This window comes from Streptomyces kanasensis (genome assembly GCF_043077165.1).
Lineage (GTDB): Bacteria > Actinomycetota > Actinomycetes > Streptomycetales > Streptomycetaceae > Streptomyces > Streptomyces changanensis.
In genome coordinates this window covers 203,904-229,053 of sequence record NZ_JBIBSF010000003.1, presented here as the reverse complement: position 1 = coordinate 229,053, position 25,150 = coordinate 203,904, and the positions used below count along the sequence as shown (strand labels likewise).

Annotated in this window: 20 protein-coding genes and 1 pseudogene; 14 read left to right on the top strand and 7 right to left on the bottom strand. The window is 75.2% G+C overall.

The window, feature by feature from the left end:
* Window positions 1–98 precede the first annotated feature (98 nt).
* The 10 genes and pseudogenes from ACF053_RS09800 (at window position 99) to ACF053_RS09755 (ending at window position 10,102) form a co-directional block, all read left to right on the top strand.
* The gene (locus tag ACF053_RS09800) at window positions 99–1,268 is read left to right on the top strand and encodes a MalY/PatB family protein (RefSeq protein ID WP_391953390.1); all 1,170 of its coding nucleotides are present in this window, start codon (window positions 99–101) and stop codon (window positions 1,266–1,268) included.
* 26 nt (window positions 1,269–1,294) lie between these two features.
* A complete protein-coding gene (locus ACF053_RS09795) occupies window positions 1,295–1,708 on the top strand; it encodes a DUF3151 domain-containing protein (protein ID WP_391953389.1) in 414 nt (137 codons plus the stop codon).
* A 425-nt stretch (window positions 1,709–2,133) separates the two neighbouring features.
* Window positions 2,134–3,033 carry a DUF3152 domain-containing protein gene (locus ACF053_RS09790; protein ID WP_391953388.1) on the top strand — a complete coding sequence of 300 codons (900 nt, stop codon included), beginning with the start codon at window positions 2,134–2,136 and terminating at the stop codon, window positions 3,031–3,033.
* 112 nt (window positions 3,034–3,145) lie between these two features.
* Window positions 3,146–4,000, top strand: coding sequence for a tryptophan 2,3-dioxygenase family protein (locus ACF053_RS09785; protein ID WP_391953387.1), 855 nt, complete (start codon window positions 3,146–3,148; stop codon window positions 3,998–4,000).
* Window positions 3,993–5,210 carry a kynureninase gene (kynU, locus tag ACF053_RS09780; RefSeq protein WP_391953386.1) on the top strand — a complete coding sequence of 406 codons (1,218 nt, stop codon included), beginning with the start codon at window positions 3,993–3,995 and terminating at the stop codon, window positions 5,208–5,210. The genes ACF053_RS09785 and kynU overlap by 8 nt, the downstream gene beginning before the upstream one ends.
* A 95-nt stretch (window positions 5,211–5,305) precedes the next feature.
* The gene (locus tag ACF053_RS09775; protein ID WP_391953385.1) at window positions 5,306–6,205 is read left to right on the top strand and encodes an alpha/beta hydrolase family protein; all 900 of its coding nucleotides are present in this window, start codon (window positions 5,306–5,308) and stop codon (window positions 6,203–6,205) included.
* Window positions 6,206–6,403: 198 nt separating this feature from the next.
* Window positions 6,404–6,577, top strand: a pseudogene (locus tag ACF053_RS09770) (hydroxylase); the annotation flags it as partial.
* Between the two features lie 157 nt (window positions 6,578–6,734).
* The gene (locus ACF053_RS09765) at window positions 6,735–8,030 is read left to right on the top strand and encodes a sensor histidine kinase (protein WP_391953384.1); all 1,296 of its coding nucleotides are present in this window, start codon (window positions 6,735–6,737) and stop codon (window positions 8,028–8,030) included.
* Window positions 8,027–8,686, top strand: a complete 660-nt coding sequence (locus ACF053_RS09760) for a response regulator (protein WP_391953383.1) — start codon at window positions 8,027–8,029, stop codon at window positions 8,684–8,686. Before ACF053_RS09765 ends, ACF053_RS09760 begins: the two co-directional genes overlap by 4 nt.
* 210 nt (window positions 8,687–8,896) lie before the next feature.
* Window positions 8,897–10,102 carry a cytochrome P450 gene (locus ACF053_RS09755; RefSeq protein ID WP_391953382.1) on the top strand — a complete coding sequence of 402 codons (1,206 nt, stop codon included), beginning with the start codon at window positions 8,897–8,899 and terminating at the stop codon, window positions 10,100–10,102.
* 39 nt (window positions 10,103–10,141) lie between these two features.
* Here the strand turns inward: ACF053_RS09755 and ACF053_RS09750 are convergent, their stop codons facing one another.
* Window positions 10,142–11,782 carry an ABC transporter permease gene (locus tag ACF053_RS09750; protein WP_391953381.1) on the bottom strand — a complete coding sequence of 547 codons (1,641 nt, stop codon included), beginning with the start codon at window positions 11,780–11,782 and terminating at the stop codon, window positions 10,142–10,144.
* Window positions 11,779–12,684, bottom strand: coding sequence for an ABC transporter ATP-binding protein (locus ACF053_RS09745; RefSeq protein WP_391953380.1), 906 nt, complete (start codon window positions 12,682–12,684; stop codon window positions 11,779–11,781). The genes ACF053_RS09750 and ACF053_RS09745 overlap by 4 nt, the downstream gene beginning before the upstream one ends.
* Before the next feature lie 93 nt (window positions 12,685–12,777).
* On the opposite strand from ACF053_RS09745, the gene ACF053_RS09740 reads away from it, so the two are divergent.
* Complete coding sequence (locus ACF053_RS09740; RefSeq protein WP_391953379.1) at window positions 12,778–13,287, top strand: GbsR/MarR family transcriptional regulator; 510 nt, start codon at window positions 12,778–12,780, stop codon at window positions 13,285–13,287.
* 306 nt (window positions 13,288–13,593) lie between these two features.
* Here the strand turns inward: ACF053_RS09740 and ACF053_RS09735 are convergent, their stop codons facing one another.
* The gene (locus ACF053_RS09735; RefSeq protein WP_391953378.1) at window positions 13,594–14,484 is read right to left on the bottom strand and encodes a diacylglycerol kinase; all 891 of its coding nucleotides are present in this window, start codon (window positions 14,482–14,484) and stop codon (window positions 13,594–13,596) included.
* Between the two features lie 174 nt (window positions 14,485–14,658).
* Between ACF053_RS09735 and ACF053_RS09730 the strand changes: the two genes are divergently transcribed.
* Complete coding sequence (locus tag ACF053_RS09730; RefSeq protein ID WP_058942454.1) at window positions 14,659–15,942, top strand: adenylosuccinate synthase; 1,284 nt, start codon at window positions 14,659–14,661, stop codon at window positions 15,940–15,942.
* 68 nt (window positions 15,943–16,010) lie between these two features.
* On the opposite strand, the gene ACF053_RS09725 is transcribed toward ACF053_RS09730, so the two are convergent.
* Together ACF053_RS09725 and ACF053_RS09720 are read right to left on the bottom strand one after the other, a co-directional pair.
* Window positions 16,011–16,502: a hypothetical protein gene (locus ACF053_RS09725; RefSeq protein WP_391953377.1), complete on the bottom strand. Its 492-nt coding sequence runs from the start codon at window positions 16,500–16,502 to the stop codon at window positions 16,011–16,013.
* Entirely contained in the window at window positions 16,499–19,942 is a 3,444-nt protein-coding gene (locus tag ACF053_RS09720; RefSeq protein WP_391953692.1) for an ALF repeat-containing protein, read from the bottom strand. Before ACF053_RS09720 ends, ACF053_RS09725 begins: the two co-directional genes overlap by 4 nt.
* Before the next feature lie 483 nt (window positions 19,943–20,425).
* On the opposite strand from ACF053_RS09720, the gene ACF053_RS09715 reads away from it, so the two are divergent.
* Window positions 20,426–20,818 (top strand): hypothetical protein, encoded by a 393-nt coding sequence (locus ACF053_RS09715; protein WP_391953376.1) that lies wholly within the window; start codon window positions 20,426–20,428, stop codon window positions 20,816–20,818.
* A 97-nt stretch (window positions 20,819–20,915) separates the two neighbouring features.
* Here the strand turns inward: ACF053_RS09715 and ACF053_RS09710 are convergent, their stop codons facing one another.
* A complete protein-coding gene (locus ACF053_RS09710) occupies window positions 20,916–22,847 on the bottom strand; it encodes a serine/threonine-protein kinase (protein ID WP_391953375.1) in 1,932 nt (643 codons plus the stop codon).
* A 414-nt stretch (window positions 22,848–23,261) separates the two neighbouring features.
* Between ACF053_RS09710 and ACF053_RS09705 the strand changes: the two genes are divergently transcribed.
* On the top strand, window positions 23,262–24,158 hold the full coding sequence (locus tag ACF053_RS09705) for a glycoside hydrolase family 19 protein (protein WP_391953374.1): 897 nt from the start codon (window positions 23,262–23,264) through the stop codon (window positions 24,156–24,158).
* A gap of 104 nt (window positions 24,159–24,262) precedes the next feature.
* Here the strand turns inward: ACF053_RS09705 and ACF053_RS09700 are convergent, their stop codons facing one another.
* Entirely contained in the window at window positions 24,263–25,135 is an 873-nt protein-coding gene (locus ACF053_RS09700) for an alpha/beta fold hydrolase (protein ID WP_391953373.1), read from the bottom strand.
* Window positions 25,136–25,150 lie beyond the last annotated feature (15 nt).

Genomic DNA, 25,150 nt, shown 5'->3' with positions numbered 1-25,150 from the left:
GCGCGCGGACGCGACGCCGCACCCGCCGGAAGCAGCGCCGCGCCCGCCGCGCCGCCGGGACGCCGGAAGCACGTCGGAAGCACGCCGGAAGGGGAAGCATGCCGCAGGACCGGGTGTACGACTTCGACGCGGAGGTGCCGATACGCGGCACCGGCTCGTTCCAGTGGGACGTGCTGCCCGATCTGTACGGGGTGCCGGACCTGGTCCCGTTCACCATCTCCGACATGGACTTCCGCTCACCGCCGGAAGTGCTCGACGCCGTCCGGGAACGCGTCGACCAGGGGGTGTTCGGGTACGCCGACTGGCGGTACACGGCCTTTCCGGACGCCGTGCGCGAGTGGTACCGCCGGCGGTACGACCTGGAGCTCGACCCGGCGGCGCTCGTCTTCGGCCCGTCCGTGGTGAACGGCCTGGCGCAGCTGCTGCGGATGTGGACCCGGCCGGGTGACGGCGTCGTGGTGCACGTGCCGACGTACGACGGCTTCACCAAGACCCTCGCCGGGCTCGGACGGGAGGCGCGGGGCGTCCCGGTCGGCGACGGGGTGGCCCTGGAACGGGAGCTGGCGCGCCCCGACAGCCGGGTGCTGCTGCTGTGCTCGCCGCACAACCCGACGGGCCGGGTGTGGAGCCGGGCCGAACTGGAGCGGTTCGCGGCGCTCGCCGCCGCGCACGGGGTGGCCGTCGTCAGCGACGAGATCCACGGCGACCTCGCCCACGGCGGCCACCCTCACGTGCCGTGGCCGGCCGTCGCGCCGGCCGGGGGCCGCTGGGCGCTGCTCACCTCGGGGTCGAAGGCGTTCAACTTCCCGGCGCTGAACGGGGCGTACGGCGTGCTCGGCGACCCGGCCGACCGGGCCGCGTTCGACCGCCGGCTGGAGTACGGCGAGGGCCTCACCGCGCCGTCCGTGCTCTCCCTCACCGCGCACACCGCCGCCTACCGGCACGGCGGGCCCTGGCTGGACCAGCTGCGCGCGTACGTCGCGGGGAACCTGCGGCTGCTCGCCGACCGGCTGGAGGACGCCTTCCCCGGCCGCGCCCTGTACGCGCCGCCGCAGGCCGGGTACCTCGCCTGGGTCGACCTGCGGCCGCTCGGCGTGGACGACGGGACGCTCGACGAGGAGCTGGTCCGGCGCGAACGGGTCGCCGTCCGGCGCGGCACGGTGTACGGCACGGCCGGATTCGTGCGGATCAACCTCGGCTGCCCGCGCGCCAAGGCCGAGCGGGGCGTCGACGCGCTGGTCCGCACCCTGACCCGTCTCGCGGAGTGACCCGGCCGCCGTAGGAGACTGGGGCCATGGCCATTCACGAGAACCTGCTGGGGGGACCGCCCCCCACCCACCTGCCCGACGAGCCCGGTCCGCGCGAGCTGCTGGCGGCCGGGACCGCGCCGGAGGAGGTCGCCGCGCAGTACCCGACGTCCTCGCTCGCCTGGGCGCGCCTCGCCGACGCCGCCTACGAGGGCGGCCGGGTCGTCGAGTCCTACGCGTACGCCCGCACCGGCTACCACCGGGGCCTGGACGCCCTGCGCCGCAACGGCTGGAAGGGCCACGGCCCCGTGCCGTGGGAGCACGAGCCGAACCGCGGCTTCCTGCGCGCCCTGCACGCCCTGGCGCGGGCCGCGCAGGCGATCGGCGAGAAGGAGGAGTACGAGCGCTGCGCGACGTTCCTGCGCGACTCGTCGCCGCTCGCCGCGGACACGCTGGGCTGACGCCGCCCGGGGCCGGGGCCGCGCGACGCCGGCCGGACCCGGCCCCGCCACGGGTGGCTCCCGCCTCCGGTGGACCGCGCCTCCGGCGGACCGCGCCGGCGGTGCGGCGCGAGGCCCCGCCCCCGCTGTTTCCCGCCCCCGGTGGAGCGCTGGACCCGGCCCCGGTGGGCCCCGCCGTCGACAGGCCCCGGTCCCGGCGGCACGCCGGGGGCGGGGCCCGTTTCCGTCCTCGGGCGGAACGGGATCCTCCGGGCCGGCCCGGGCCGGGGGCACGGCCTCCCGGGGGCGGTGGCGCGCGGGTGCGGCGGGACCGGGCGGTGAGGTGCGACCGGGCCGCGTGGTGACCGGCCGGTACGATCGCACAGACCATCGAATCAGGCGCCGGACCTCCCCCGACCCGGCCAGGACACGGGGAGAGCTCTGCCATGGGCAAGCGTGGAACCGCCGCGCCGCGAAAACGCGCGCGCCGTCCGAGCGGCCGCGGCCGCGGCAGGAACCGTGGGCCGCTGAGGCGTGTCGCGCCGGCGACCCTCGCCCTCGGGATCCTCTCCCTGGCCGCCGGCGCCGCCCTCGCCCACTGGCACGCCGACGAGCGGCCCGTCGCCGCCGTCGCCCCCGCCCCCGCCGCCCCGCAGGCCCCGCGGGCGGACCGGTCACCCGCCGCCCCGGCCGCGCCGGAGAGCGACGCGCGGCCCGCCGCCCCGCCGGCCGCGCCGTCCCCCTCCCGCCCCGGCCGCGCCGCGCCGCCGCCCCGTTCCGTGCCACGGACGGGCGCCGGGACCTTCACCACCGCCCGCACCACCGGCGCCGAGGTCGGCACCGGCACCCTCCGCCGCTACCGCGTGCAGGTCGAGGACGGCACGGGCATCCCCGCCGCCGACGCCGCGCACGAGATCGAACGCATCCTCGCCCACCCGCGCGGCTGGGCCGCCCACGGCCGCGGGAGGTTCCAACTGGTCGCCGAGGACGCCGACTTCGTCATCCGGATCGCCACGCCGGAGACCGCCGACCGGCTCTGCCTCGCGCAGGGCCTCGACACCCGCGGCGAGTACAACTGCGAGACCACCGAGGGCGTCGTGGTCAACCTCAAACGGTGGCTGCTCGGCTCCCCGACCTTCACCGGCACCCCCGCCGAGTACCGCCACCTGATCATCAACCACGAGGTCGGCCACGAGATCGGGCTGCGCACCCACATGACGTGCCCCGGTCCCGGCGAGCCCGCGCCCGTGATGATGCAGCAGATCAAGGGGTTGCGCGGCTGCGTCTCCAACGCCTGGCCCTACGACGAGGACGGCCGTTACATCACCGGTCCGATCGTGCCATGATGCGACCGGGACCGCGTGCGCCGACTGCGCCCGGTCCCGAGGGGACCGGGGCTCCACCGCCGAACGGAAGGAGCAGACCGCTACCCGGTAGCACGCACCGACGGAGACAGCGATGTCTACTTCGCCCACTACCCCCCCTGCGCACGAGACCGGTTCGGACATGCCGAACCTGGACTTCGCGGGCACCACTCCCTACGAGGACTACGTGCAGGCGGACGTCCTCACCCACCTGCAGAACCTGCGCTCCGACGACCCGGGAGAGATGGTCTTCCTGGTCACCACCCAGGTCATGGAGCTGTGGTTCACCGTCATCGTCCACGAGTGGGAGACCGCGGGCCGCGCCCTGCGCGACGACCGGATCCCCGACGCGCTGACCGCCCTGCGCCGCTCGACGCACGAGCTGGAGGCGCTGAACGCCTCCTGGAACCCGATCGCCCGCCTCACGCCCGCGCAGTTCAACGCGTACCGCAAGATGCTCGGCGAGGGCTCCGGCTTCCAGTCCGCGATGTACCGCCGCATGGAGTTCCTCCTCGGCGACAAGTCGGCGTCCATGCTCGTCCCGCACCGCGGCTCCCCGCGCGTCCACGCCGAGCTGGAGAAGGCCCTCGCCGAGCCCGGCCTGTACGACGAGGTGCTGCGGCTGCTGGCCCGCCGCGGCCTGCCCGTCCCCGCCGAGGTCCTGGAGCGCGACCTCACGCTGCGGTACGAGCCGTCGCCGGCGGTCGAGCAGGTCTGGGCCGGGCTGTACGCCGCCCCCGGCGACCACGCCGAGCTGGTCGAGCTCGGCGAGGCCCTCACCGACGTCGCCGAACTGGTGTGGCGCTGGCGCAACGACCACCTCGTCGCCACCCGCCGGGCCATGGGCGCCAAGACCGGCACGGGCGGCTCCGCCGGGGTGGCCTGGCTGGAGAAGCGCGCCGGCAAGCACGTCTTCCCCGAGCTGTGGACGGCGCGCAGCCATGTCTGAGACCCTCCTCCCCCCGCGGACCCTCCAGGCGCGGGCCGCGGAACTCGACGCCGCCGACCCGCTCGCCGACCGCCGCGACCTGTTCGTCCTGGACGACGGCGTCGTCTACCTCGACGGGAACTCGCTGGGCGCCCTGCCCCGCCACGTCCCCGCGCGGATGGCGCACGTCATCGGCCACGAGTGGGGCGAGCTGCGCATCCGCTCCTGGGACGAGAGCGGCTGGTGGACCGCGCCCGAGCGGGTCGGCGACCGTGTCGCCCCGCTCCTCGGCGCCGCCCCCGGCCAGGTCGTGGTCGGCGACTCGACCAGCGTCAACGTCTTCAAGGCGCTGGTCGGGGCGGTCCGGCTGGCCGGCGACGACGGCAGGGACGAGATCGTCGTCGACGCGACGACCTTCCCCACCGACGGGTACATCGCCGAGTCCGCCGCCCGCATGACCGGCCGCCGCCTGGTGCCGGTCGCCCCGGGCGACGTCGCCGGCGCGGTCGGCCCGCGCACCGCCGCCGTCCTCGTCAACCACGTCGACTACCGCACCGGCCGCCTCCACGACCTGCCCGGCATCACCGCCGCCGCGCACGCCGCGGGCGCCGTCGCGGTGTGGGACCTGTGCCACAGCGCGGGCGCCCTCCCCGTCGACCTCGACGCGCACGGCGTGGACCTGGCCGTCGGCTGCACGTACAAGTACCTCAACGGCGGCCCCGGTTCGCCCGCGTACCTGTACGTCGCCCGGCGCCACCAGGAGCGCTTCGACTCCCCGCTGCCCGGCTGGAACTCGCACGCCGACCCCTTCGCGATGACCCCCGGGTACGCGGCGGCGGACGGGGCGCGGCGCGGCCGGGTCGGCACGCCCGACATCCTGTCGATGCTGGCCCTGGAGGCGGCCCTCGACGTGTGGGACGGGGTGCCGGTGCCGCAGGCGCGGGCGAAGAGCCTCGCCCTGACGGACTTCTTCCTGGAGTGCGTCCGGGCGTACGTCCCCGAGGGGCGCCTCACCCTCCTCACCCCGGCCGCGCACGCCGAGCGCGGCAGCCAGGTCGCCCTCTCGTGCGACGACGCCCCCGCGGTGATGGAACAGCTGATCGCCCGCGGTGTCGTGGGTGACCTGCGCCGCCCGGACGTGCTGCGTTTCGGCTTCACGCCGCTGTACGTCGGGTTCGCCGACACCGAGCGCGCCGCCCGCGTGCTCGCGGAGGTGTGTTCGGGCCGGTAGCGCCGCCGTTCGAGCCGATCTGCGGGGGCCGTCGCGCCTGATACGGTCCCCGCAGGTCAGGCCAATTCGGCCCCGTCACCGAAAGGTTGAGCACCATGCCCGACCCCGCCGCGCGCGACGCCGCCGAGGAGGCGTCGGCCCTGTCGCATCCGGCCGTCGACCCCGACTCCACCGCCTCGTACGGCCCGCACCCCGACCAGGTCGTGGACTTCCACGCGCCCCGGGGCCGGCACGACCGGGTCCCCCTCGTCGTCGTGCTGCACGGCGGGGCGTGGCGGGCGACGTACGACCGGCGGCACGTCTCGCCCTTCGCGGACTTCCTCGCCCGGCGCGGGTTCGCCGTCGCGAGCGTCGAGTACCGGCGGGGTGGCGGGCTCCCCGCACCGCGCGGGGCCGGGCCGGGCGGTACCGGGGGGCGGGGGGCCGGGCCGGTCGCCGGGCGCTGGCCGGAGACGTTCGACGACGTGGCCGCGGCGCTCGACGCGCTGCCCGCGCTCGCCGCCGCGCACGTGCCGCAGGCCGACCCGCGCCGGACGGTCGTCACCGGCCACTCGGCGGGCGGGCACCTCGCCCTGTGGGCCGCCGCCCGGCACGTCCTGCCCGCCGGTTCGCCCTGGCGGCTGCCCGAGCCGCCCGAGTTGCGCGGCGTCGTCGCCCTGGCCCCCATCGCGCACTTCGCGCGGGCCGTGGAGCTCGACGTGTGCGGCGGCGCCGTCACCCAGCTGCTCGGCGGGGACGCGCACGCCAAGGAGCGGACGGCCGCGGCGGACCCCGCGCTGCTGCTGCCCACGGGCATCGCCACGACCGTCGTCCAGGGCCGCGAGGACACCGTCGTGCCGCTGCCGGTCGCCGAGGCGTACGCCGACGCGGCGGAGCGGGCCGGGGAACTGGTCGGCCTCACCGTCCTGGACGACGTGGGCCACTTCCCCCTGATCGACCCGGCGGCGGACGCCTGCGCGGTCGTCGCGGAGGAGATCGCCCAACTGGCCTGGTGACCGGACGCCCGGTGGCACCGCACCCGAGGTGACGACCGCGGGAGAGGGGCGGGGATCGCGGACCGTGGTCGTCCGCGAGGGCTCCCGGCGTGCCCGTACGACCTTCCTCGTCACGGAGCCACCGGAGCCACCGGAGTCACCGGAGTCACCGGAGTCACCGGAGCCACCGGAGTCACCGGAACCGTCGGCCGCCACGTCGTGGCCGAGCTGCTGCGCCGCGGCGCGCCCGTCCGCGCCCTGACCCGCGAGCCCGCCGCCGCGGACCTCCCCCGCCCCGTCGAGGTCGTGCGCGGCGACCTCACCGACCCGGCCTCGCCCGCCGCGTCCGGCGCCCTCGACGGCGTCATCGGCCTGCACCTGATCACCTTCGGGTGCGCCGCCCGGCGCGGACGTCCGCCGAGTGGGCCCGGGAGCACGCGGCGGCGTTCCGGCTCCCCGGGAGGACACCGCGTAGTACTCCAGACGGACCCGCCGGAACCCGTCTCACAGCCGACGCCACGGGTGCGGTGCCCCCCGTACGGTTGCTGACGTGACCGAGACGACGCAGCGCATCCAGGGCGCCCGCAGCCCGGAGCTCCACCACGCCGTGGGGATGCTCCGGGGCCTGCGCGAACACCTCATCCAGGACGCCACGAGCTACCGCCCCCTCCCGCCCATGTCCCCCGACGGCCCCGTGACGCGCAGGCTGCCGGAGGGGATACGCCGGTACGTGGTGTGGACGCCGCACGCGGCGGTCTGCGCCGCGGCGCTGCTGGTCGTCGCCGTGGCGTTCGACCGCGGGCCGTTCGTCTTCGGCCTCCTCCCGGCGGCGCCCATCCTGCTGACGCTGGTGCGGCCGGTGGCGGCCTTCTGGGGGTCGCTGCTCGCCGCGACCCTGTCCTCCGTGGTCGCCGGGCCGTGGGACGGGGGGCCGTGGACGCCTCTCACCTTCTTCTCCCACCTGGTCGTCCTGACCGTGGTCGCGGCGCGGACCCAGCCGCGCACCGCCGCCTGGATGTGGGTGGTGACCGGCGTGTACGGGCTCTTCTCGGGCATGGTCTTCGGCGGGTACGGCGGCGAGAACACCGCGGCGCTGCTCTTCGTCTCCGCGCTCGTCCTCCTCACGGTGACCGTCCTGCACGTGCGGCGGGAGGCGAAGGAGGAGGTGACCGCGGAGCGCACGGTCACCGCGCACGAGCGGTCCATGCGGACCCTGCTGGAGGAGCGCACCACCATCGCGCGCGAGCTGCACGACGTGGTCGCCCACCACATGTCGGTCGTCGCCATCCAGGCGGAGGCCGCCCCGTACCGGGTGGAGAACCCGCCGCCCGAGCTGGAGCAGGCGTTCGTGACGATCCGCGAGAACGCGGTCGCCGCCCTGGCCGAGCTGCGGCGCGTCCTGGGTGTGGTCCGCGCGGAGGACTACGAGGCCCCCGACGCCCCGCAGCCGACCCTCGCCGACCTGGACGGGCTGCTGGCCAACGTCCGCGACGCGGGCCTGGCCGTCGACAAGGCGGTCACCGGCGCCGCGCGCGAGCTGCCGCAGGGCGTGGAGCTGTCCGCGTACCGCATCGTGCAGGAGGCGCTCAGCAACGTCCTGCGGCACGCGCCGGGCGCGGCGGCGCGCGTGGAGATCGCGTACGTGCTGGGCGGGCTCGGCCTGCGGGTCGTGAACGGCCCGCCGCGCGGCCTCGTCAAGCCCTCCCCGGGCGCGGGCCACGGCATCACCGGCATGCGGGAGCGGGTGGCGATGCTGAACGGCGAGCTGACCGCGGGGCCGACGGACGACGGCGGCTACGAGGTGACGGCGTTCGTGCCGGTGACGAAGGACGAGGCGACGGCGTGACGATCAGGGTCCTGGTGGTGGACGACCAGGTGATGGTCCGCGAGGGCTTCTCGGTCCTGCTGAACGCGATGCCCGGCATCGAGGTCGTCGGCGAGGCCGTGAACGGCCGCGAGGCGATCCGGCAGGTGGCGGCGCTGCGCCCGGACGTGGTGCTCATGGACATCCGCATGCCGGAGATGAACGGCATCGACGCGACCCGGGAGATCGTCGCCGCCGACGGCGACGCGAAGGTGCTGGTCCTGACCACCTTCGACCTCGACGAGTACGTCTACCAGGCCCTGCGCGCCGGCGCGTCCGGGTTCCTGCTGAAGGACGCCTCGGCCCGGCAGCTGGCGGACGGGGTGCGGGTGGTGGCGGAGGGCGAGGCGCTCCTCGCGCCGACGGTCACCCGGCGGCTGATCACCGAGTTCGCCCAGCGCGCCGAGTCGCCGCGACCGGCGGCGCTGTCCCGGGTCGGCGACCTGACGGAACGCGAGACGGAGGTCCTGGTGCTGATCGCGCAGGGCCTGTCCAACGCGGAGATCGCCGCGCACCTGGTGGTGGCGGAGTCGACGATCAAGACGCACGTCAGCCGGATCCTGGTGAAGCTCGGCCTGCGCGACCGCACCCAGGCGGCGGTCTTCGCCTACGAGGCCCGCCTGGTCACCCCGGGCTAGGTGGCGACACCCGGGGCCCGCGCCGGGCCGCCGGCCGCGCGCCGGGACCGGTCGCCGGGCACCGGGACCGGTCGCCACGTGCCGGGCCCGATCGTCTCCGCGGGTCCCGCGGGGTCCCGCCCGGTCTCCGGGGGCCCCGCCCGGTCTCCGGGGGTCCCCCTGGTCTCCGGGGGTCTCGCCCGGGGGGCGGCCGTGGGGTAGCGTCCCGCCATGCTCACGTCGTTCGACCCCTGGGCGCCCGGGTTCGTCGCGGATCCGTACCCCGCGTACGCGGAGCTCCGTGCCCGGGGGCGCGTCCACTGGTACGAGCCCACCCGCCAGTACCTGGTCCCGCACCACGCGGACGTCTCCGCCCTGCTGCGCGACCGGCGCCTGGGGCGGACGTACCTGCACCGCTTCACGCACGAGGAGTTCGGCCGGACCCCGCCGCCCGCCGCGCACGAGCCGTTCCACGTGCTCAACGGCCACGGTCTGCTCGACCTGGAGGCGCCGGACCACACCCGCATCCGCCGCCTGGTGGCGAAGGCGTTCACGCCCCGCACCGTCGAACGGCTGGTGCCCGTCGTCGAGCGGCTCGCCGCGGAGCTCGTGGACGGACTCGTCGCGGACGGCGGCGGCGACCTCCTCACCCGCGTCGCCGAGCCGCTGCCGGTGGCGGTCATCGCGGAGATGCTGGGCATCCCCGCCGCGGACCGCCCCCTGCTGCGCCCCTGGTCGGCGGCCATCTGCGGCATGTTCGAGTTGAACCCCGACGAGGAGACGGCCCGCCGGGCGGTCGCCGCGTCCGTCGAGTTCTCGGCGTACCTGCGGGAGCTGATCGCCCGGCGGCGCCAGGAGCCCGGCGACGACCTGGTGTCCGCGCTGATCGCCGCCCACGACGAGGGCGACCGGCTGACGGGGCAGGAGATGGTGTCGACGTGCGTGCTGCTGCTGAACGCGGGCCACGAGGCGACCGTCAACACCACCGTCAACGGTTGGTGGACCCTGTTCCGCCACCCGGACCGGCTCGCGGAGCTGCGCGCCGGCGGGGTGCCGTTGTCCACGGCCGTGGAGGAGCTGCTGCGCCACGACACGCCTCTCCAGATGTTCGAGCGCTGGGTGCTGGACGACATCGAGATCGGTGGCGTGACCGTTCCGCGCGGCTCCGAGGTGGCGCTGCTCTTCGGCTCCGCCAACCGCGACCCGGCCCGCTTCGACCACCCCGACCGCCTCGACCTGGCCCGCGCCGACAACCCGCACGTCAGCTTCGGCGCGGGCGTCCACTACTGCCTGGGCGCGCCGCTGGCCCGGCTGGAGCTCACCGCCACCTTCCGCGAGCTCCTGCGCCGGGCCCCGCGGCTGCGCCCGGTCGAGGAGCCGCGGTGGCGGCCCGGGTACGTGATCCGGGGCCTGGAGGAGCTGCGCGTCACCGTGTGACGGGGCCCGTCACCTCCGTCACCCCCGTGGCCGGGCCCGTCACCCCGTGACGAGGTCCCGGCGCCGCAGCCCCGCGAGACCCGCCGCGACCAGCAGCGCCGCCCCGGCCAGCAGGACCAGCACCGGCGGCCACGCCATGTCGGCGCCCGGCAGCTTCGGCAGGTGCCCGAACGGCGACAGGTCGAGCACGGCCCGCGGCAGGTCCAGCGCCGGCCCGATCCAGCCGATCGCGAGCGACAGCCCGGCCACGCCCCACGCCGCGACCGCCACCTTCGGCGCGGCGCCGTACAGCAGCACCGCCACCCCGCCCAGCAGCCACACCGCCGGCAGCTGGACGGCCGCCGCCCCCATCACGGCGCCGAAGTCCCGCCCGTACGAGAGGTACATCCCGAGCCCGGCCGCGAACAGCAGCACGACCGCACCGGCGAACGCGACCACCAGGTGCCCGGCGGCCCAGCGCAGCCGCCCGACCGCGCCCGCGAGCACCGGTTCGGCGCGCTGCGAGGTCTCCTCGCCGTGCAGCCGCAGCACCGACCCGACCGCGTACAGCGACGCGACCATCCCGAACATCCCGAGCAGCGCGGCGAGGAAGGCCTCGCTGACGGCCTGCGCGCCGCCCATCCGCTGGAAGATCGCCCGTGCCCGCTCGTTGTCCCCGACGAGGTCGGCGGCGCCCTCGACCATCCCGCCGAAGACGAGTCCGGCGACGAGGAACCCGACCGTCCACCCCGCGAGCCCGCCGCGCTGGAGCCGCCACGCCAGGGCCCCCGCCGTGGCGAGCCGCCCCTCGGCGGGGCCGGGCCGGGAGGGCAGGAAGCTCATGCCGATGTCGCGGCGCCCGGTCAGCCCGTACGCGGCGGCGCCCTGGACCAGGATCGCGGCGACCGGCAGCAGCAGCACCCACCAGCGGTCCCCGGCGAACGCCCGGACGTTCTCCGCCCAGCCGACCGGTGACAGCCAGGTGAGGACCGACCCGCCGTCGGCGCTGCCCGCGTCACCCGCCGCGCGCAACACGAAGGCGGCGCCCAGCACGGCCGCCGCCAGGCCCTTCGCGAGCCGGGCGCCCTCCGTGAGCTGCGCGGTGATCGCCGCCGTCGTGGCGAAGACCATGCCGGTCAGCCCGACCGCGAGGCCCAGCGCGAGGGCGCTGCCGGCCCCCCGCCCGGCCAGCCCCGCGGTGATGACGAGGGTGAGGGCGGTGTTGCCGACGAGCGCGGCGAGCAGGGCGGCGGTCAGCGGGGCCCGCCGCCCGACCATGGCGGCCGACAGCAGTTCCTGGCGGCCGGTCTCCTCCTCCTCGCGGGTGTGCCGGACGACGACGACCAGGCTCATCACCGCCGCGAGGACCGCCGCGAACACTCCGAACCGCCAGGCGACGAGCGCGCCCGTCGAGTCGCCGAACACCGGGCCGTACATCGACCGCAGGGAGCTGTTGGCGGTCATCGACGAGGCGACCTCGGCGCGCTCGGCGGCCGTGCCGTAGAGGGCCTCGATCGAGCCGGCGCCGCTGACGACCATGGTGCCGAGGACCAGTACCCAGACGGGCAGCATGACCCGGTCGCGGCGCAGGGCGAGCCGCAGCAGCGCCCCCGTGCCGGCGAGGTGGCGGGCACCCCTGTCACCGCGGGTGTCCCGGGAGGCCGGGGCGGAGGCGGTGGTGGTGCCGGTGGTCGTGTTCACCGGGTCACCGCCTCGTCCGTCTCGTTCCCGTAGTGGCGCAGGAACAGTTCCTCCAGGGTGGGCGGGGTGCTGGTCAGCGTCCGCACTCCGGCGTCGGTGAGGGCGCGCAGGACCGGGCCGAGCCGGTCGGTGTCGACCTGGAGCCGTACGCGGGTGCCCTCGGCGCGCACGTCGTGGACGCCCGGCAGGTCCGCGAGGCCGTTCGGCGGGGCGGCGAGCTCCGCCTCGACGCTGGTGCGGGTCAGGTGGCGCAGCTCCGCGAGGGAGCCGGACTCGACGGTGCGGCCCTTGCGGATGATGCTCACCCGGTCGCAGAGGCTCTCCACCTCGCTGAGGATGTGCGACGACAGCAGGACGGTGCGGCCCCGGTCGCGCTCCTCGCGCACGCACCGCTGGAAGACGCCCTCCATCAGCGGGTCGAGGCCGCTGGTCGGCTCGTCGAGGACCAGCACGTCCACGTCGGAGGCGAAGGCGGCGACGAGGGCCACCTTCTGGCGGTTGCCCTTGGAGTACGTGCGGCCCTTCTTCGTCGGGTCCAGCTCGAACCGCTCGACCAGCTCGGCGCGGCGCGCCCGGTCCAGTCCGCCGCGGAGCCTGCCGTACAGGTCGATCACCTCACCGCCGGACAGGTTCCGCCAGAGCGTCACGTCGCCGGGGACGTACGCCACGCGGCGGTGCAGCTCGACGGCGTCCTGCCACGGGTCGCGGCCGAGGAGGCGGGCGGTGCCCGAGTCGGCGCGGAGCAGTCCGAGGAGGACGCGGATGGTCGTCGACTTGCCGGAGCCGTTGGGCCCGAGGAAGCCGTGTACCTCACCGGGCGCGACGGTCAGGTCGAGGCCGGCGAGCGCGTGGGTGCGCCCGAAGGACTTGTGCAGTCCGGCGACGCTGATGGCGTTCGTCATGCTCCGACGCTACGCCGGTGTTCACGAATTTGTGAAGTTAAGGAAGCGTATAAAATCGGGTCCGTTCGAGGGACGACGGGAGACGATGGGCGCATGGGGACCGACGAGCGGCTCGCGGAACGGCCGGAGCGCGACGAGGAGGCGGTGAGCCGTTTCGTCGAGCGCTTCGCCGGGGAGCTGACCCAGGCGGGGATGCAGCGGATGGCGGCCAGGGTGTTCGCCGCGCTGCTCGTCTCCGACAAGGCGGCCCTGACCGCCGCGGAACTCGGCGAGCAGCTGAGGATCAGCCCTGCCGCCGTCTCGGGCGCGGTGCGCTACCTGACGCAGGTGAACATGATCGGCCGCGAGCGCGACCCGGGCTCCCGCCGCGAGCGGTACGTGCTCCACGAGGGCGGGTGGTACGAGGTGTTCACCCGCCGCGACGAGGTCCTCACCCGCTGGCGGAAGACCCTCTGCGAGGGCGCCGAGACGCTCGGCGCCGACACGGCGGCGGGCGCGCGGATCGCGGAGACGGCGGAGTTCTTCCGGTTCCTCCACGACGAGATGACGCAGATCATGGCCCGCTGGCACCAGCGCCAGTCGGCCGTCTCCCCGCCGGACTGACGTCCGTCTCCCCGCCGGACCGACCGGCGGGGAGACGCCGGCGGCCGCGGCCCGCGAGCACGGGCGGACTCCGGGCGTCCCCGGGGCGAGCGGCCCCGGGCGTTCCCCGGGACGGGCGGCCCCGGGCGTTCCCGGGCGCGAGTGGCCCGAACGGGCGGGCACGGACCCGGGCGTCCCCGGGACGGGCGGCCCCAGAGGGTGGCGCCGGGCTTCCCGAGGCCCTGGATGCCACTGCGTGCGGGTGCGCGCTCCGGACCGCTCCGACGCGTCCCCCGCAGCCCTGGCGACGGACCGGACGGCCGGGCCCTACCGGCCCTCCCGCGCCGGGGCCGGGGCCGGCGCGGGGGCCGGTACGAGCAGGGCCCAGGCCGCCGGGCGGACCGTCCACGTCCGCTCGGGCACCGGGCCGGAGGGCTCGGCGTCCGCCCGGTAGTGGAAGCCCCGCCCCGCCGCGCCCGTCACCGTGACGGTACGGGCCGCCCACCGCAGGGGCTCCGCCGCCCGCGGGCGCACCACGACCTCCGCCGAACCGTCCCGCGACACCACCGTGACGCCCTCCACCGGGTCGTCCACGTCACGCAGCAGCCGCCCGTCCGCCTCCACCCGCAACCGGTGCCCCCGCGTCTGCGGGACCCGCGGCGGTACCGGGCCCACCAGGGTCCGCACCAGCGACCGGCACGTGCCCCACACCGTCGGCGCGAGCGGGTCGCCCCCGCCGGGCCGGAACCGCGACTCCGGCGCCCCCGGCGGCCTGGGGCGCGGCGGCCCGTCGGGGATGCGCAGCCCGCCCACGACCACCCCGCCCCCGTCGTCCACCAGCAGGTCCAGCCGCCGCTCCACCCCGTCGAGCACCGCCCGCGCCGCGGTCACCGCCCCCGGCGGCACGCCGAGCGACACGGCCAGCCGCACCGACTCGCGCGGCCCCACCGGCACCAGTGACAGGGCGGGCCCGCCCGCCTCGCCGGCCCCGTGCAGCAGGCCCACCGCACGCACCAGCGCCCGGTCGTCGCCGATCACCACGGGCCGCCGGGAACCCCGCCGCGCCAGGGCCCTCGCGAACTCGTCCGGGGTGTCGGGGAGGCACACCCGGGCGGCCGCCCCGGCGCACAGCACGTCCCTCGCGATCCGTACGGACTCGCCGTCGGTGCGGCGCGCGACCGGGTCGATGACCACCAGCAGCTGGTCGGGAGCCGACACCTCGGTCCTTCCTCGGGTAGCATCTTTGTGCAAGAGCCCCTTGCGCTATTGCGCCAGGGGCTTCGTCTATTCCGGGGCACCGGTCCAACGGCTCAGGCTGCGCGTCGTACACCGCCGTACGACGTCCTCCGCCCCTGGCCTTGGACATGCCCCGCCCGGAAGGGGTGTACGCCTGTGCCCGCACTTGTGCTGCTCGGTGCTCAGTGGGGTGACGAGGGCAAGGGGAAGGCCACCGATCTCCTCGGTGGATCCGTCGACTACGTGGTGCGTTACCAGGGCGGCAACAACGCCGGTCACACGGTTGTCGTAGGCGACCAGAAGTATGCGCTGCATCTCCTTCCCTCCGGAATCCTCTCCCCGGGATGCACCCCGGTGATCGGGAACGGTGTCGTCGTCGACCCGGCGGTCCTGCTCTCCGAGCTGAGCGGGCTGAACGATCGGGGGGTCGACACCTCGAAGCTCCTGATCAGCGGTAACGCCCACCTGATCACGCCGTACAACGTCACCCTCGACAAGGTGACGGAACGGTTCCTCGGCAAGCGGAAGATCGGCACGACCGGCCGCGGCATCGGCCCGACGTACGCCGACAAGATCAACCGCGTCGGCATCCGCGTCCAGGACCTCTACGACGAGTCGATCCTCGCCCAGAAGGTCGAGGCGGCGCTGGAGCAGAAGAACCAGCTCCTCGCCAAGGTCTTCAACCGCCGCGCGATCGAGGCCGACAAGATCGTCGAGGAGATGCTCGGCTACGCGGAGCAGATCCGGCCCTACGTCGCCGACACGACGCTGATCCTCAACGACGCCATCGACGCCGGCAAGGTCGTCCTCTTCGAGGGCGGCCAGGGCACGCTGCTCGACGTCGACCACGGCACGTACCCCTTCGTCACGTCCAGCAACCCGACCGCCGGCGGTGCCTGCACCGGCGCGGGTGTCGGCCCGACGAAGATCAGCCGTGTCATCGGCATCCTCAAGGCGTACACGACCCGCGTCGGCGCCGGCCCGTTCCCGACGGAGCTGTTCGACGAGGACGGCGAGGCGCTGCGCCGCATCGGCGGCGAGCGCGGCGTCACCACCGGCCGCGACCGCCGCTGCGGCTGGTTCGACGCGGTCATCGCCCGGTACGCCACCCGCGTGAACGGCCTGACGGACTTCTTCCTCACCAAGCTGGACGTCCTGACCGGCTGGGAGCAGATCCCCGTCTGCGTCGCGTACGAGATCGACGGCCGGCGCGTCGAGGAGCTGCCCTACTCGCAGACCGACTTCCACCACGCGAAGCCCGTCTACGAGTACCTGCCGGGCTGGTCCGAGGACATCTCCAAGGCCAAGACCTTCTCCGACCTGCCGAAGAACGCGCAGGCCTACGTGAAGGCGCTGGAGGAGATGTCGGGCGCCCCGATCTCCGCCATCGGCGTCGGCCCCGGCCGCACCGAGACCATCGAGATCAACTCCTTCCTGTAGGCCCGCCCGCCGCGGCCCTACACGCCGAAGCCCCCCGCACCGAGTGGTGCGGGGGGCTTCGCCGTCGCTCACTTCCGGCGCGTGAAGCCGTGGAACTCGCAGACGTCCGGATCACCGGCGAACCGGTACAGCCGCGGCTCCGCGCGGGTTCCCGTGACGTTCAGGTGGTACCCGAGGCCCCCGCCGCCGGGAGCGGTCCGCCAGACCCCGCCGGAGAGGAGGTCGAACCGCAGGCTCAGGTCCCCTCCCAGCTCGCGGTCCGGGTTCAGTTCCCAGGTGCCCTCTCCCTCGGCGACCTTCCGGGAGCGCTCCGAGACCGGGTCGTCGTCCGGGTGGGGCCAGTCGGACGCCGTGAAGGCGCCGTCCGCCGCGATCGTGAGCGTCCCGAACGGGGAGCCCTCGTACGTGCCGGCCAGGTCCCGCGCCGTCAGCCCCCGCGGGCGCGGCCCCTCCTCACCGCACGCCGATGACCGCGCGAGGCAACCGGTCGAGGTGAGGGATGCCGCCAGGGCGAGGGCCGTCACGAGGCCGGCGGTCCGTGTCCGCTTCCTCCAGGTCATGGCGCCTTCAGCTCCTCCTCCCAGATCGCCTTCTGCTTCTTCGTGCGCAGCGGGCCGTCGAACCTGTCGGCGAGTTCGTTGAGGGGCTCACCGATGTACTTGTCCCACTCCTCCCGCAGGAAGGGCGGGTGGACGGACGAGTTGATCGTCGTCTCGTTCGTGATCGTGATCCGCACCTTGACCGTACCGCGCACGCTGTCGCGGGACAGCACCTCGTACTCGTAGTTGTACGACCCGACGAAGACGGACGCCGACGTGCCGTACCGGCCGTTGCTCTGCTCATGCCGCCTGCGCGCGGTGTGGCCCAGGGTCGCCACGTCCAGCAGGTCGGTGGCGAGGCGGCCCACGCCCTCCTTGCCGAGGACCGAGTAGCCGCCCCCGTCGTGGTCGTACCCCTTCTTGATCTTCGCGAGCATCTCCTGGCGCACCACGTCCATGGAGTGGTCCCCGCGCAGGTGCTCGGTGAACTCGTCGCCCGCGAGGAAGTAGTCGGTGCGATTGCCCTTGCCCAGGACCCACTCGAGGCCGAGGTCGATCGCGTCCTGCTTGGTCCCCGACGCCCCGGCGCCGACCGCTTCGCGGAGGTAGTTGATGACGAGCCTCTCCTCGTTGCTCAGCGGCTCGTCCCGCTTGCGGCGCAGCTCCTCCAGGCGCAGCCGCTCCTGTTCCTCCTTGTACAGCTTGGTGCGGTAGGAGTCGAAGGCGCTCTCGTACGCCTTGGCCGCGACGGCCGCGTTCTCGCCGGCGGACAGCGCCGACCGGCGGGCGTTCTCGGCGTACGCGTACGCCGCGTTCGCCGACGCCGTGGCCGAGGCCGCGGAGGCCGTGGCGCGGACGGCGGCGGTCTCGGCCGTCCTGGCGTCCCGCTCGGCGGAGATGGCCGCCTGGTCCGCGGTGCGCGCCGACTTCGCGGCCGCGGCGGCGGACACGGCCGCGGCGTTGGCCTGCTTGGTCGCCTCGGCGGCGTGGTTCTTCGCCTCACCGGCGGACTTCGACGCCGCGTCCGCCCACTTCTTCGCCTCGCCGGCTGCCTTGATCGCGTCGGCGGCGACGACGGCGGCGTCGTAGGCGTCCTTCTGCGCCAGGGCGGCGGTCTGGGCGGCCTCGGCGATGAGCTGGTTCACGACCGCGTTGTGGGCCGCGGTGAGCTGGTCGCGGCGGGCCGTGGAGTACTGCCCCACCTCGACGAACTGGCTCAGGGCGGTGGCCGTGCCCTCCAGGGCGACGCGCGCCGCGGCCTTCGTCTCGGGGCCGCCGGTCGTCGCGAGCCGGGTGGCCTCGATCCGGTCGTCGCTCTCACGGGCGGAGAACTGGCCGTCGCTGATGAAGGCGCGGAGCGCCCTGGCCGATCCGTCCGTCAGCGCCGTGCGGGCGGCGTCCTTCACCTCGGTGTCGCCCGCCTCGGCGATCCGGGTGACGCGGATGCGGTAGTCGGTCAGGGCGACCTCGTCCACGCTGGACCGCAGGAACGTCGAGACCTGCTGCGCGTCGCCCTTGAGGGCCTCGGCGGCGCCTTCACGGACGCTCACGAGCTCGCTGTCCACGGCCAGGGTGGTGAGCACGGCCCGGTCGTCCTGCTCGGCCGCCTTCTTCCATCCGGTGGTGAGGTACTCCCGCACCACGGTGTCGGAACCGGAGAGCGCGCCCTTGGCCGCCGCCCGGCTCCAGGGGCCGCGGGTCTTCATCGCGAGGTAGGCCACCTTGCGGCCCTTCGCCGCGACGTCGGCCAGGTCGGCGCCGGGCTTCGCGGCCTCGGCGGCGAGACGCACCGCTTCGGCGTCGAGCGCCTTGGCCGTCGCCACCTCGCTCGTGACCAGGGCGTCGGTCTGGGCCTCCTGCAGGCGCTCGATGCGTGCCTGCTGGATGCCGCCGTTGGTCCGGGCCGTGAGCTCCTCCGCCTCGATGGCCACTGCGACGGCGTGGACCTCGCGGGCCCTCGCGACGGCGGCCGTCGCCTGGTCCGCGGCCACCTTGGCGGCCTTGGCGTGGGCGGCCGACTCGGTGGCGGCCTTGGCGGCCTCCCCGGCGTGCTCCGCCGCCTTCCTGGCGGCGGTCGCGGCCTCCTCGGCGTGCTTCGCGGCGGAAGCCGCGGCGTCACGCGCTCGCTCGGCCGCGTCGGCGGCGCGGTAGGCGAGGTCGCGGGCCGCGGCGGCGGCACGACGGGACTCCGCCGCGTTGCTCCGGGCGGTCGCCGCCCACTGCTTGGCCCGCTTGGCCTCGGCGCCGGCCACACCGGCGCTGCCGGCTGCGGCGTCGGCCGCGTCGGCCGCGGCGTCGGCGTTGCCGCTCGCGCTGATGGCGGCGTGCGCCGCGGCGCCGGCGGCCCGGGCAGCGGTGATCACCTGCGCGGCGGCCTCTTCGGACCGCTTCGCGGCACGGGCCGCGTTGCTCGCGTCGACGGCGGCGCGCCGCGCGGCCTCGGCCTGGTTCTTGTCGGTCGCGGCCGCGGCGGCTGCGTCACGGGCCCGGGAGGCGGCACCGGCGGCGGCCGACGCGGCGGCGGCGGCGTTCGCGGCGGCGCTGGAAGCCATGCGGGCCGCGTAGTTCGCCTTCTGCGCGGCGCCGATGGCCTGCTGGGCGGCCCTGGCCGCGCCGGCGGCGGCGTCGGCGGCCTGACCCGCGGCCTTGGCCGCGCGTCCCGCGTCGGCGCCCGCCTTCCTGGTGGCCTCGGCGGCCTTCAGGGCCTCCGACTTGGCCAGGTCGGACGCCTCGACCGCGCGCTTCGAGGCCTCCTGGGCGGCCCTCGTCTCGCGCTTCGCGACCGCGCCGGCCTTCTCGGCCTGCTCGGCGAGCTGCGCGATGGTGGCCCGCTCCTGGTCGCGGGAGCGGGCTATGTTCTGGCCGACGGTCAGGAACTCCCGCACGTCGGCGATGGACCCGCGCAGGGCGACCGCGGCCGCCTCCTTGGTGGCGGGGCCGCCGGCGTTCATGATCTGCGTGACCCGCAGCCGGTCGTCGGTCTCCTGGGCCGCGTACTGGTCCTGCTCCAGGAACTTCCGCACGTCATCGACGGACCCGCCGAGCGCGGCCATGCCGGTCTCCTTGACGGCGGGACCGCCGGTCGCGGCGATCTGCGTCGCGCGGATCCTCAGGTCGGACTCGTGCGGAGCCTTCCAGCCGTCCTTGAGGAACGCCTGCAGCTGCGTACGGGAGCCGGACGTGATCGCGGCGTACGCCGCCTCGCGCAGCGTGGGGCCGCCGGCCTCGAAGGCCCGCGTCGTGCGGATGCGCTCGTCGGCCTCGACGGCGGCGTCGGCCTCCCCCGTGAGGAACCTGCGGACGTCGGCGTCGCTGCCCAGCATGGCGATCTCGGCGGCGTCCTTCACCACCGGGCCGCCGGACAGCCAGAGCTCGACCACGCGGGCGCGGTCCGCTTCGGACACCGGTCCGCCGTCGGCCGCCACGGCCGTCTCCGGCCCGAGCAGTCCGACGGTCAGCACCAAAGGCATGACGGTGAGACCCAGCGCGCGAACGCCCGTCCCCCATTTCCCTCTCGCTCTTCTGAAGCAGAGGTTATCTCTCACCATTCCACTCTCTCTTGCTCGGTCCAGCGGCCCTTGATGGTCAGTTCCAGGCCCGCTGTCGGAGCGCCGAGCATATCCCGCTTACCGGAGCGGTCAGTTGGGCGCTCGTCACGTCGGTGACGTGCTCGGCCGCTGGTGAGGGCGCTGATGGCGGCGCCGAGCAAATCTGTTGCCGAGCAGGGGAAATGGTAGGTTCAGGGCGACCGAATCTCTGTTCACCCATGCGCCCGGCAGTCTGCCGTCGCGCAACTCCGAAGGGTATTCCTGGTGATACTTCGTGCACGCAGGGCGCTTCTTGTAAGCGCCGCCGGGGCTGCGTCCGTTCTCGTCGGCGTCTCCGCGATCGGCGTGGCCACGGCGGCCCCCGCCGACGGAAATGCGGACGACTCCACTCCGCCTATGGCGGTGGAAAACTTCGACTATCCGCACGCCTCGCAGATTCTGACCGAGCAGGGCATCAAGCTCATCAAGGGCGACGGTCACATCCTGGTGGCGGACTGTGCGGAGGCCGCCGACATCAAGGTCCAGACGTCGCTGATCCACCCGGGGCAGACCACCCGCGGCCAGTACTGCTTCAAGGTGACGGGCAGCGGCAAGTCCGGTTTCCTGGCGCTGGAACTGCCCAAGGTCTACAACATCATCACCGGTGACGTCGCCGTCTCGGCCGACGTGACCGCCGACGGCACCAAGCAGACCGTCGAGGTCGCCGAGAACGGCATCAAGGGCGTCGGCGTCGCCGGCACCCCGCCGACCGGCCCGGCGGTCCTCGTCGAGCTCCGCGTCAAGGGCTGACCGCGCCGGCGGACGGCCCGGACGGGCCGTCCGCCCTCGCCCTGCGGTCCGTTCGGCCCTGCGGTCCGTTCCGCCTTGTGGCCTTGCCGGGCCGGCGTCAGTCGCGGACGTACTCGCCCGGTTCGCCGTCGGCGGCCATCGAGTACGTGTGCAGCATCTCCTTGCCGCCGACGCGGGTGATCCGCAGGCTCTGCGAGTCCGTCCACCGCTCGCAGTCCTTGTCGGACTGCTCCTCGTCGAGCTGCGGCGGGCCCAGCACCACCACGTCGCCGACCGCGCCGACGACGGCCGTGCGGTAGCAGGTGACGGTGCCGCTCGTGGGCAGGGCCGTCTCGTCGTCCAGGACCGGGTGGGTGTCGCGCATCCGCACGAGCGGGGCGCCGACCGGGCCCTGCGAGAGGGTGATCTCGGAGCCGTACAGGTCCTCCTGGCCCGGCGGCAGCTCGGTGAACGGGATCCGCTTCCAGTCGCCGACGAGCTTCGCGGGGACGACCTCCGGGCCCGACCGCACCCGGCGCAACGTCACCTTCACCGCCCCGGAGCGCCACTCCAGCACCTGCGCGGAGCGCAGCGCCAACGTCTGGTGCGCGGCGGGCGTGCAGCGGCCCTCCGGCACGCTGACGGTGATGTCGCTCTCGCCGAGGACCACGGCGCCCTGGTCGGCGCGGACCAGCGTGGAGCGGCCCATGCAGAGCCGGTCGCCCGTCACGTGCGCGTACACACCGACCTTCTCGCCCGGCCGGCCCTGGCCGATCTCGACGCGGATCGTCTCGTACGGGGCGCCCGGGGTGCCGCGTACGACGCCTTCCCAGGCCCCGGGGTAGCCGGCCGGCACCACGCCCGGCCCGGCGGTCCCGTCCCCGGTCACCCCGCCCGCCTTGCCGCCCCCGGCCCCCGAGGGCGTGCCGCGCTCCGGCCAGTACGCGACGGTGAGCGCCGTGCCCGCGACGGCGAGCGCGACGGCCGCGGCGGCGGCCACCGCCCAGCTGCGCCGGCGGCGCGGTGCCCCACCGGGCTCGGCCGGTGCGGTGGACCCGGTGGGCGAGGGGCCGCCGGTGTCGGTGGCGCGGCCGACGTCTGCCGGGCCGTCGTCGGGCGCCGGGCCGTCGGCGGGGGTGGGCCCGCCGTCGGGGGCGGGGTCGCCGTCGGCGTCGAGGAGCCGGGCGGCGAGGCGGCCGAGCTGGGCGAGGAGTTCGGCCGGGAGCCACGGGTCGGCGCCCCGTACGCCCCGGGCGATGGCGGCGGCGGTGGGGCGGTCCGCGGGGTCCTTGGCGAGGCAGGCCCGTACGAGCTCGTCCAGCTCCGGCGGCAGGTCCGCCAGGTCGGGCTCGTCGTGGGCGATGCGGAACATCAGGGCGTGCACGCCGCTGTCGGCCGTGCCGAACGGGGAGCGGCCGGTCGCCGCGTACGCCAGGACCGAGCCGAGGCAGAAGACGTCCGACGCGGGCGTGACGCGTTCGCCGCGCACCTGCTCGGGCGACATGAATCCGGGGGAGCCGACGATCGCGCCCGTTCCGGTCAGCCCGCCGTCGGTGACCGTGTCGACGGCGCGGGCGATGCCGAAGTCGATGACGCGGGGCCCGTCGACGGTGAGCAGGACGTTGGCGGGCTTCAGGTCCCGGTGGACGAGTCCGGCGGCGTGGATGTGGCGGAGCGCCTCGGCGAGCCCCACGGCCAGGGCGCGGACGGAGGCGGCCGGCAGCGGCCCGTACCCGTCGCCGACGACGGCCCGCAGCGAGGGGCCGGCCACGTACCCGATGGCCACCCAGGGGGCCTCGGCGGCGGTGTCGGAGCCGAGCACCGGGGCGGTGCCGGCGCCGCCGACCCGTTCCAGCGCGGCCACCTCGCGGGTGAAGCGGCGCCGGAACTCCTCCCGGGCCGCGAGCTCCGGGTGGACGACCTTGACGGCGACGGTACGGCCGCCCACTGACCGGGCGAGGTACACGCGGCCCATGCCGCCGGTGCCGAGCCGGCCGAGGAGGCGGAACGGGCCGATCGCAGCGGGGTCGTCGGGCGTCAGCGGATCCACGCCCCGGATCCTCGCATACGGGTGTCGCCCGCTCATGCCCGTGCGGAGGGCCGCGGATCGGGAGATGGGGGAGGGAGGCGGGGGGAGGGAGAGGCGGGGGAGCGGGGACGGGGTGGCGGGGGCGACGGTCGGCAATGCGCCCGGGCCGCGCGCCCTGGGCTCGGCATTGGGGCGGGCGCCCGGCGTGGGGCGGGGCGCGTTGGGTGGCTCCGGGGTCGGCTCCCGGGAGTCGGCTCCCGGGAGTCGGCTCCCGGGACGCGCCGGGGGGCGGCGTGGCGGAGCGCCGTGACGGAGGGGCTCCTTCCCGGCCGTCGCCCTCGGGCGGCGTCTGGTCTGGACCTCTTGACAGGTCCAGACCAATCGCCGAGAGTGTCCGGCACCCACCGGCTTCCCCCCACCCGAAGGAGTGATGACGTGTCACGACGCCTCGGTGCCCTGCTGGCCGCCCTCGCCACGGCGATAGGTCTGACGGCCCTCCTCCCCGCCCCCTCCGCGTCGGCCGCCGACTGCGCGGCGCCCTGGAACGCGACCTCCGTGTACGTGGGCGGCAACACGGCCTCGTACGGCGGCCACAACTGGCAGGCCAAGTGGTGGACCCAGAACGAGCGTCCGGGCGCGGTCGCCGTCTGGGCCGACCAGGGGGCCTGCGGCTCCGGCGCTCCCGATCCGGGTCCGACGGACCCTGCGCCCTCCGGCTTCGTCGTGTCCGAGGCGCAGTTCAACCAGATGTTCCCGAACCGGAATTCCTTCTACACCTACAGCGGCCTGAAGGCGGCGCTCGGCGCCTACCCGGCGTTCGCGACCACCGGCGGCGCCACGGTGAGCCGGCAGGAGGCGGCCGCCTTCCTCGCCAACGTCAGCCACGAGACCGGCGGCCTCGTCCACATCGTGGAGCAGAACACCGCGAACTACCCCCACTACTGCGACCGGAACCAGCCCTACGGCTGCCCGGCCGGTCAGGCCGCGTACTACGGCCGCGGCCCGATCCAGCTCAGCTGGAACTTCAACTACAAGGCGGCCGGTGACGCCCTGGGCATCGACCTGCTCAACAACCCCCACCGCGTCGAGCGCGAGTCCGCGGTCGCCTGGAAGACCGCCCTCTGGTACTGGAACACCCAGAACGGCCCCGGCACCATGACGGGCCACAACGCCATGGTGACCGGTGCCGGCTTCGGCCAGACCATCCGCTCCATCAACGGCGCCCTGGAGTGCGACGGGCGCAACCCGGCGCAGGTCCAGAGCCGGGTGGGCAAGTACCAGCAGTTCACGCAGATCCTCGGCGTCGCGCCGGGCGCCAACCTGTACTGCTGACAAGGGGCCCCGGGCCCCGGGCCCCGGGACCGGGGGCGGCCACCGTGTGAGGTGGCCGCCCTCCGCGCGTGCGGGCCCGGGCGGGACGCGCGGGGGCGCCGGCCTCACGCCCCCGTGTGCGCGAGGATCGCCTCGGCCAGCGGCTCCAGGACCTGGCGGGGCAGCGCGTGCCCCATGCCGGGGACCTCCACCAGCGACGCGCCCCGGATCACCTGCGCCAGGTGCCGGGCGTGCGGCGGCGGGAAGACCGGCTCGGCCGGGCCGGAGACGACGAGGGTCGGCACCTCGTTCCGCGCCAGCTCGTCGGTGCGCAGCATGCCCGAGTGGTCCGCCTGGCCGTGCGCCGTGCTGATCCGGGTGTGACCGGTGTGCTCGGCGATCCTGCGCTCCAGGGCGCGGGCCGCCCCGGCGTCGAACGGGATCCCGTCGCCGTTCAGCAGCCGCCAGTGCTCGGTCCGCCACTCCAGCTCCTGCTCCGGGTCCAGGTCCGTGGGGCGGTTCGCCCACATGTCGAGGATCCTCGGGTCGATGCCCGGCAGCTCCTCGGGTGGCGTGGTGGTGCCGTCCGGGTGGACGTACGGCGCGGTGCTGAGTGCGCTGGTGCCGATGAGCGTGGCGCTGAGCAGCCGGTCCGGGTGGTCGGCCAGGAGGAGTTGGGTCAGCATGCCGCCCAGGGACATGCCGACGACGTGGGCCCGCCGGACGGCGAGCGCGTCGAGCACGGCGAGCGCGTCGTCGGCGAGGTCGGTGATGGCGTAGGGCCGCTCCTCGTACGCCCAGGACGACCGGCCGGTGTCGCGGTGGTCGTAGCGGATCACCCGGTGGTGCTCGGCGAGCGCGTCCACCAGTTCGTCGGGCCAGCCGAGGCCCGACGCCTGTGCGCCCATGATCAGCAGCAGCGGCGGGGCGTCCGCGGGGCCCCGCTCCTCCACCCACAGGCGGATGCCGGGTGCGACGTCGACGTGATGCTGGTGCATGCTGCCCCCTTGGAT

Bases quoted from the DNA above. Each gene is read 5' to 3' on its own strand.
- ACF053_RS09800 (WP_391953390.1), top strand. From the start codon at position 99: ATGCCGCAGGACCGGGTGTACGACTTCGACGCGGAGGTGCCGATACGC.
- kynU (WP_391953386.1), top strand. From the start codon at position 3,993: ATGTCTGAGACCCTCCTCCCCCCGCGGACCCTCCAGGCGCGGGCCGCG.
- ACF053_RS09775 (WP_391953385.1), top strand. From the start codon at position 5,306: ATGCCCGACCCCGCCGCGCGCGACGCCGCCGAGGAGGCGTCGGCCCTG.
- ACF053_RS09725 (WP_391953377.1), bottom strand. From the start codon at position 16,502: ATGACCTGGAGGAAGCGGACACGGACCGCCGGCCTCGTGACGGCCCTC.
- ACF053_RS09755 (WP_391953382.1), top strand. From the start codon at position 8,897: ATGCTCACGTCGTTCGACCCCTGGGCGCCCGGGTTCGTCGCGGATCCG.
- ACF053_RS09740 (WP_391953379.1), top strand. From the start codon at position 12,778: ATGGGGACCGACGAGCGGCTCGCGGAACGGCCGGAGCGCGACGAGGAG.
- ACF053_RS09700 (WP_391953373.1), bottom strand. From the start codon at position 25,135: ATGCACCAGCATCACGTCGACGTCGCACCCGGCATCCGCCTGTGGGTG.
- ACF053_RS09790 (WP_391953388.1), top strand. From the start codon at position 2,134: ATGGGCAAGCGTGGAACCGCCGCGCCGCGAAAACGCGCGCGCCGTCCG.
- ACF053_RS09785 (WP_391953387.1), top strand. From the start codon at position 3,146: ATGTCTACTTCGCCCACTACCCCCCCTGCGCACGAGACCGGTTCGGAC.
- ACF053_RS09795 (WP_391953389.1), top strand. From the start codon at position 1,295: ATGGCCATTCACGAGAACCTGCTGGGGGGACCGCCCCCCACCCACCTG.
- ACF053_RS09715 (WP_391953376.1), top strand. From the start codon at position 20,426: ATGGCGGTGGAAAACTTCGACTATCCGCACGCCTCGCAGATTCTGACC.
- ACF053_RS09745 (WP_391953380.1), bottom strand. From the start codon at position 12,684: ATGACGAACGCCATCAGCGTCGCCGGACTGCACAAGTCCTTCGGGCGC.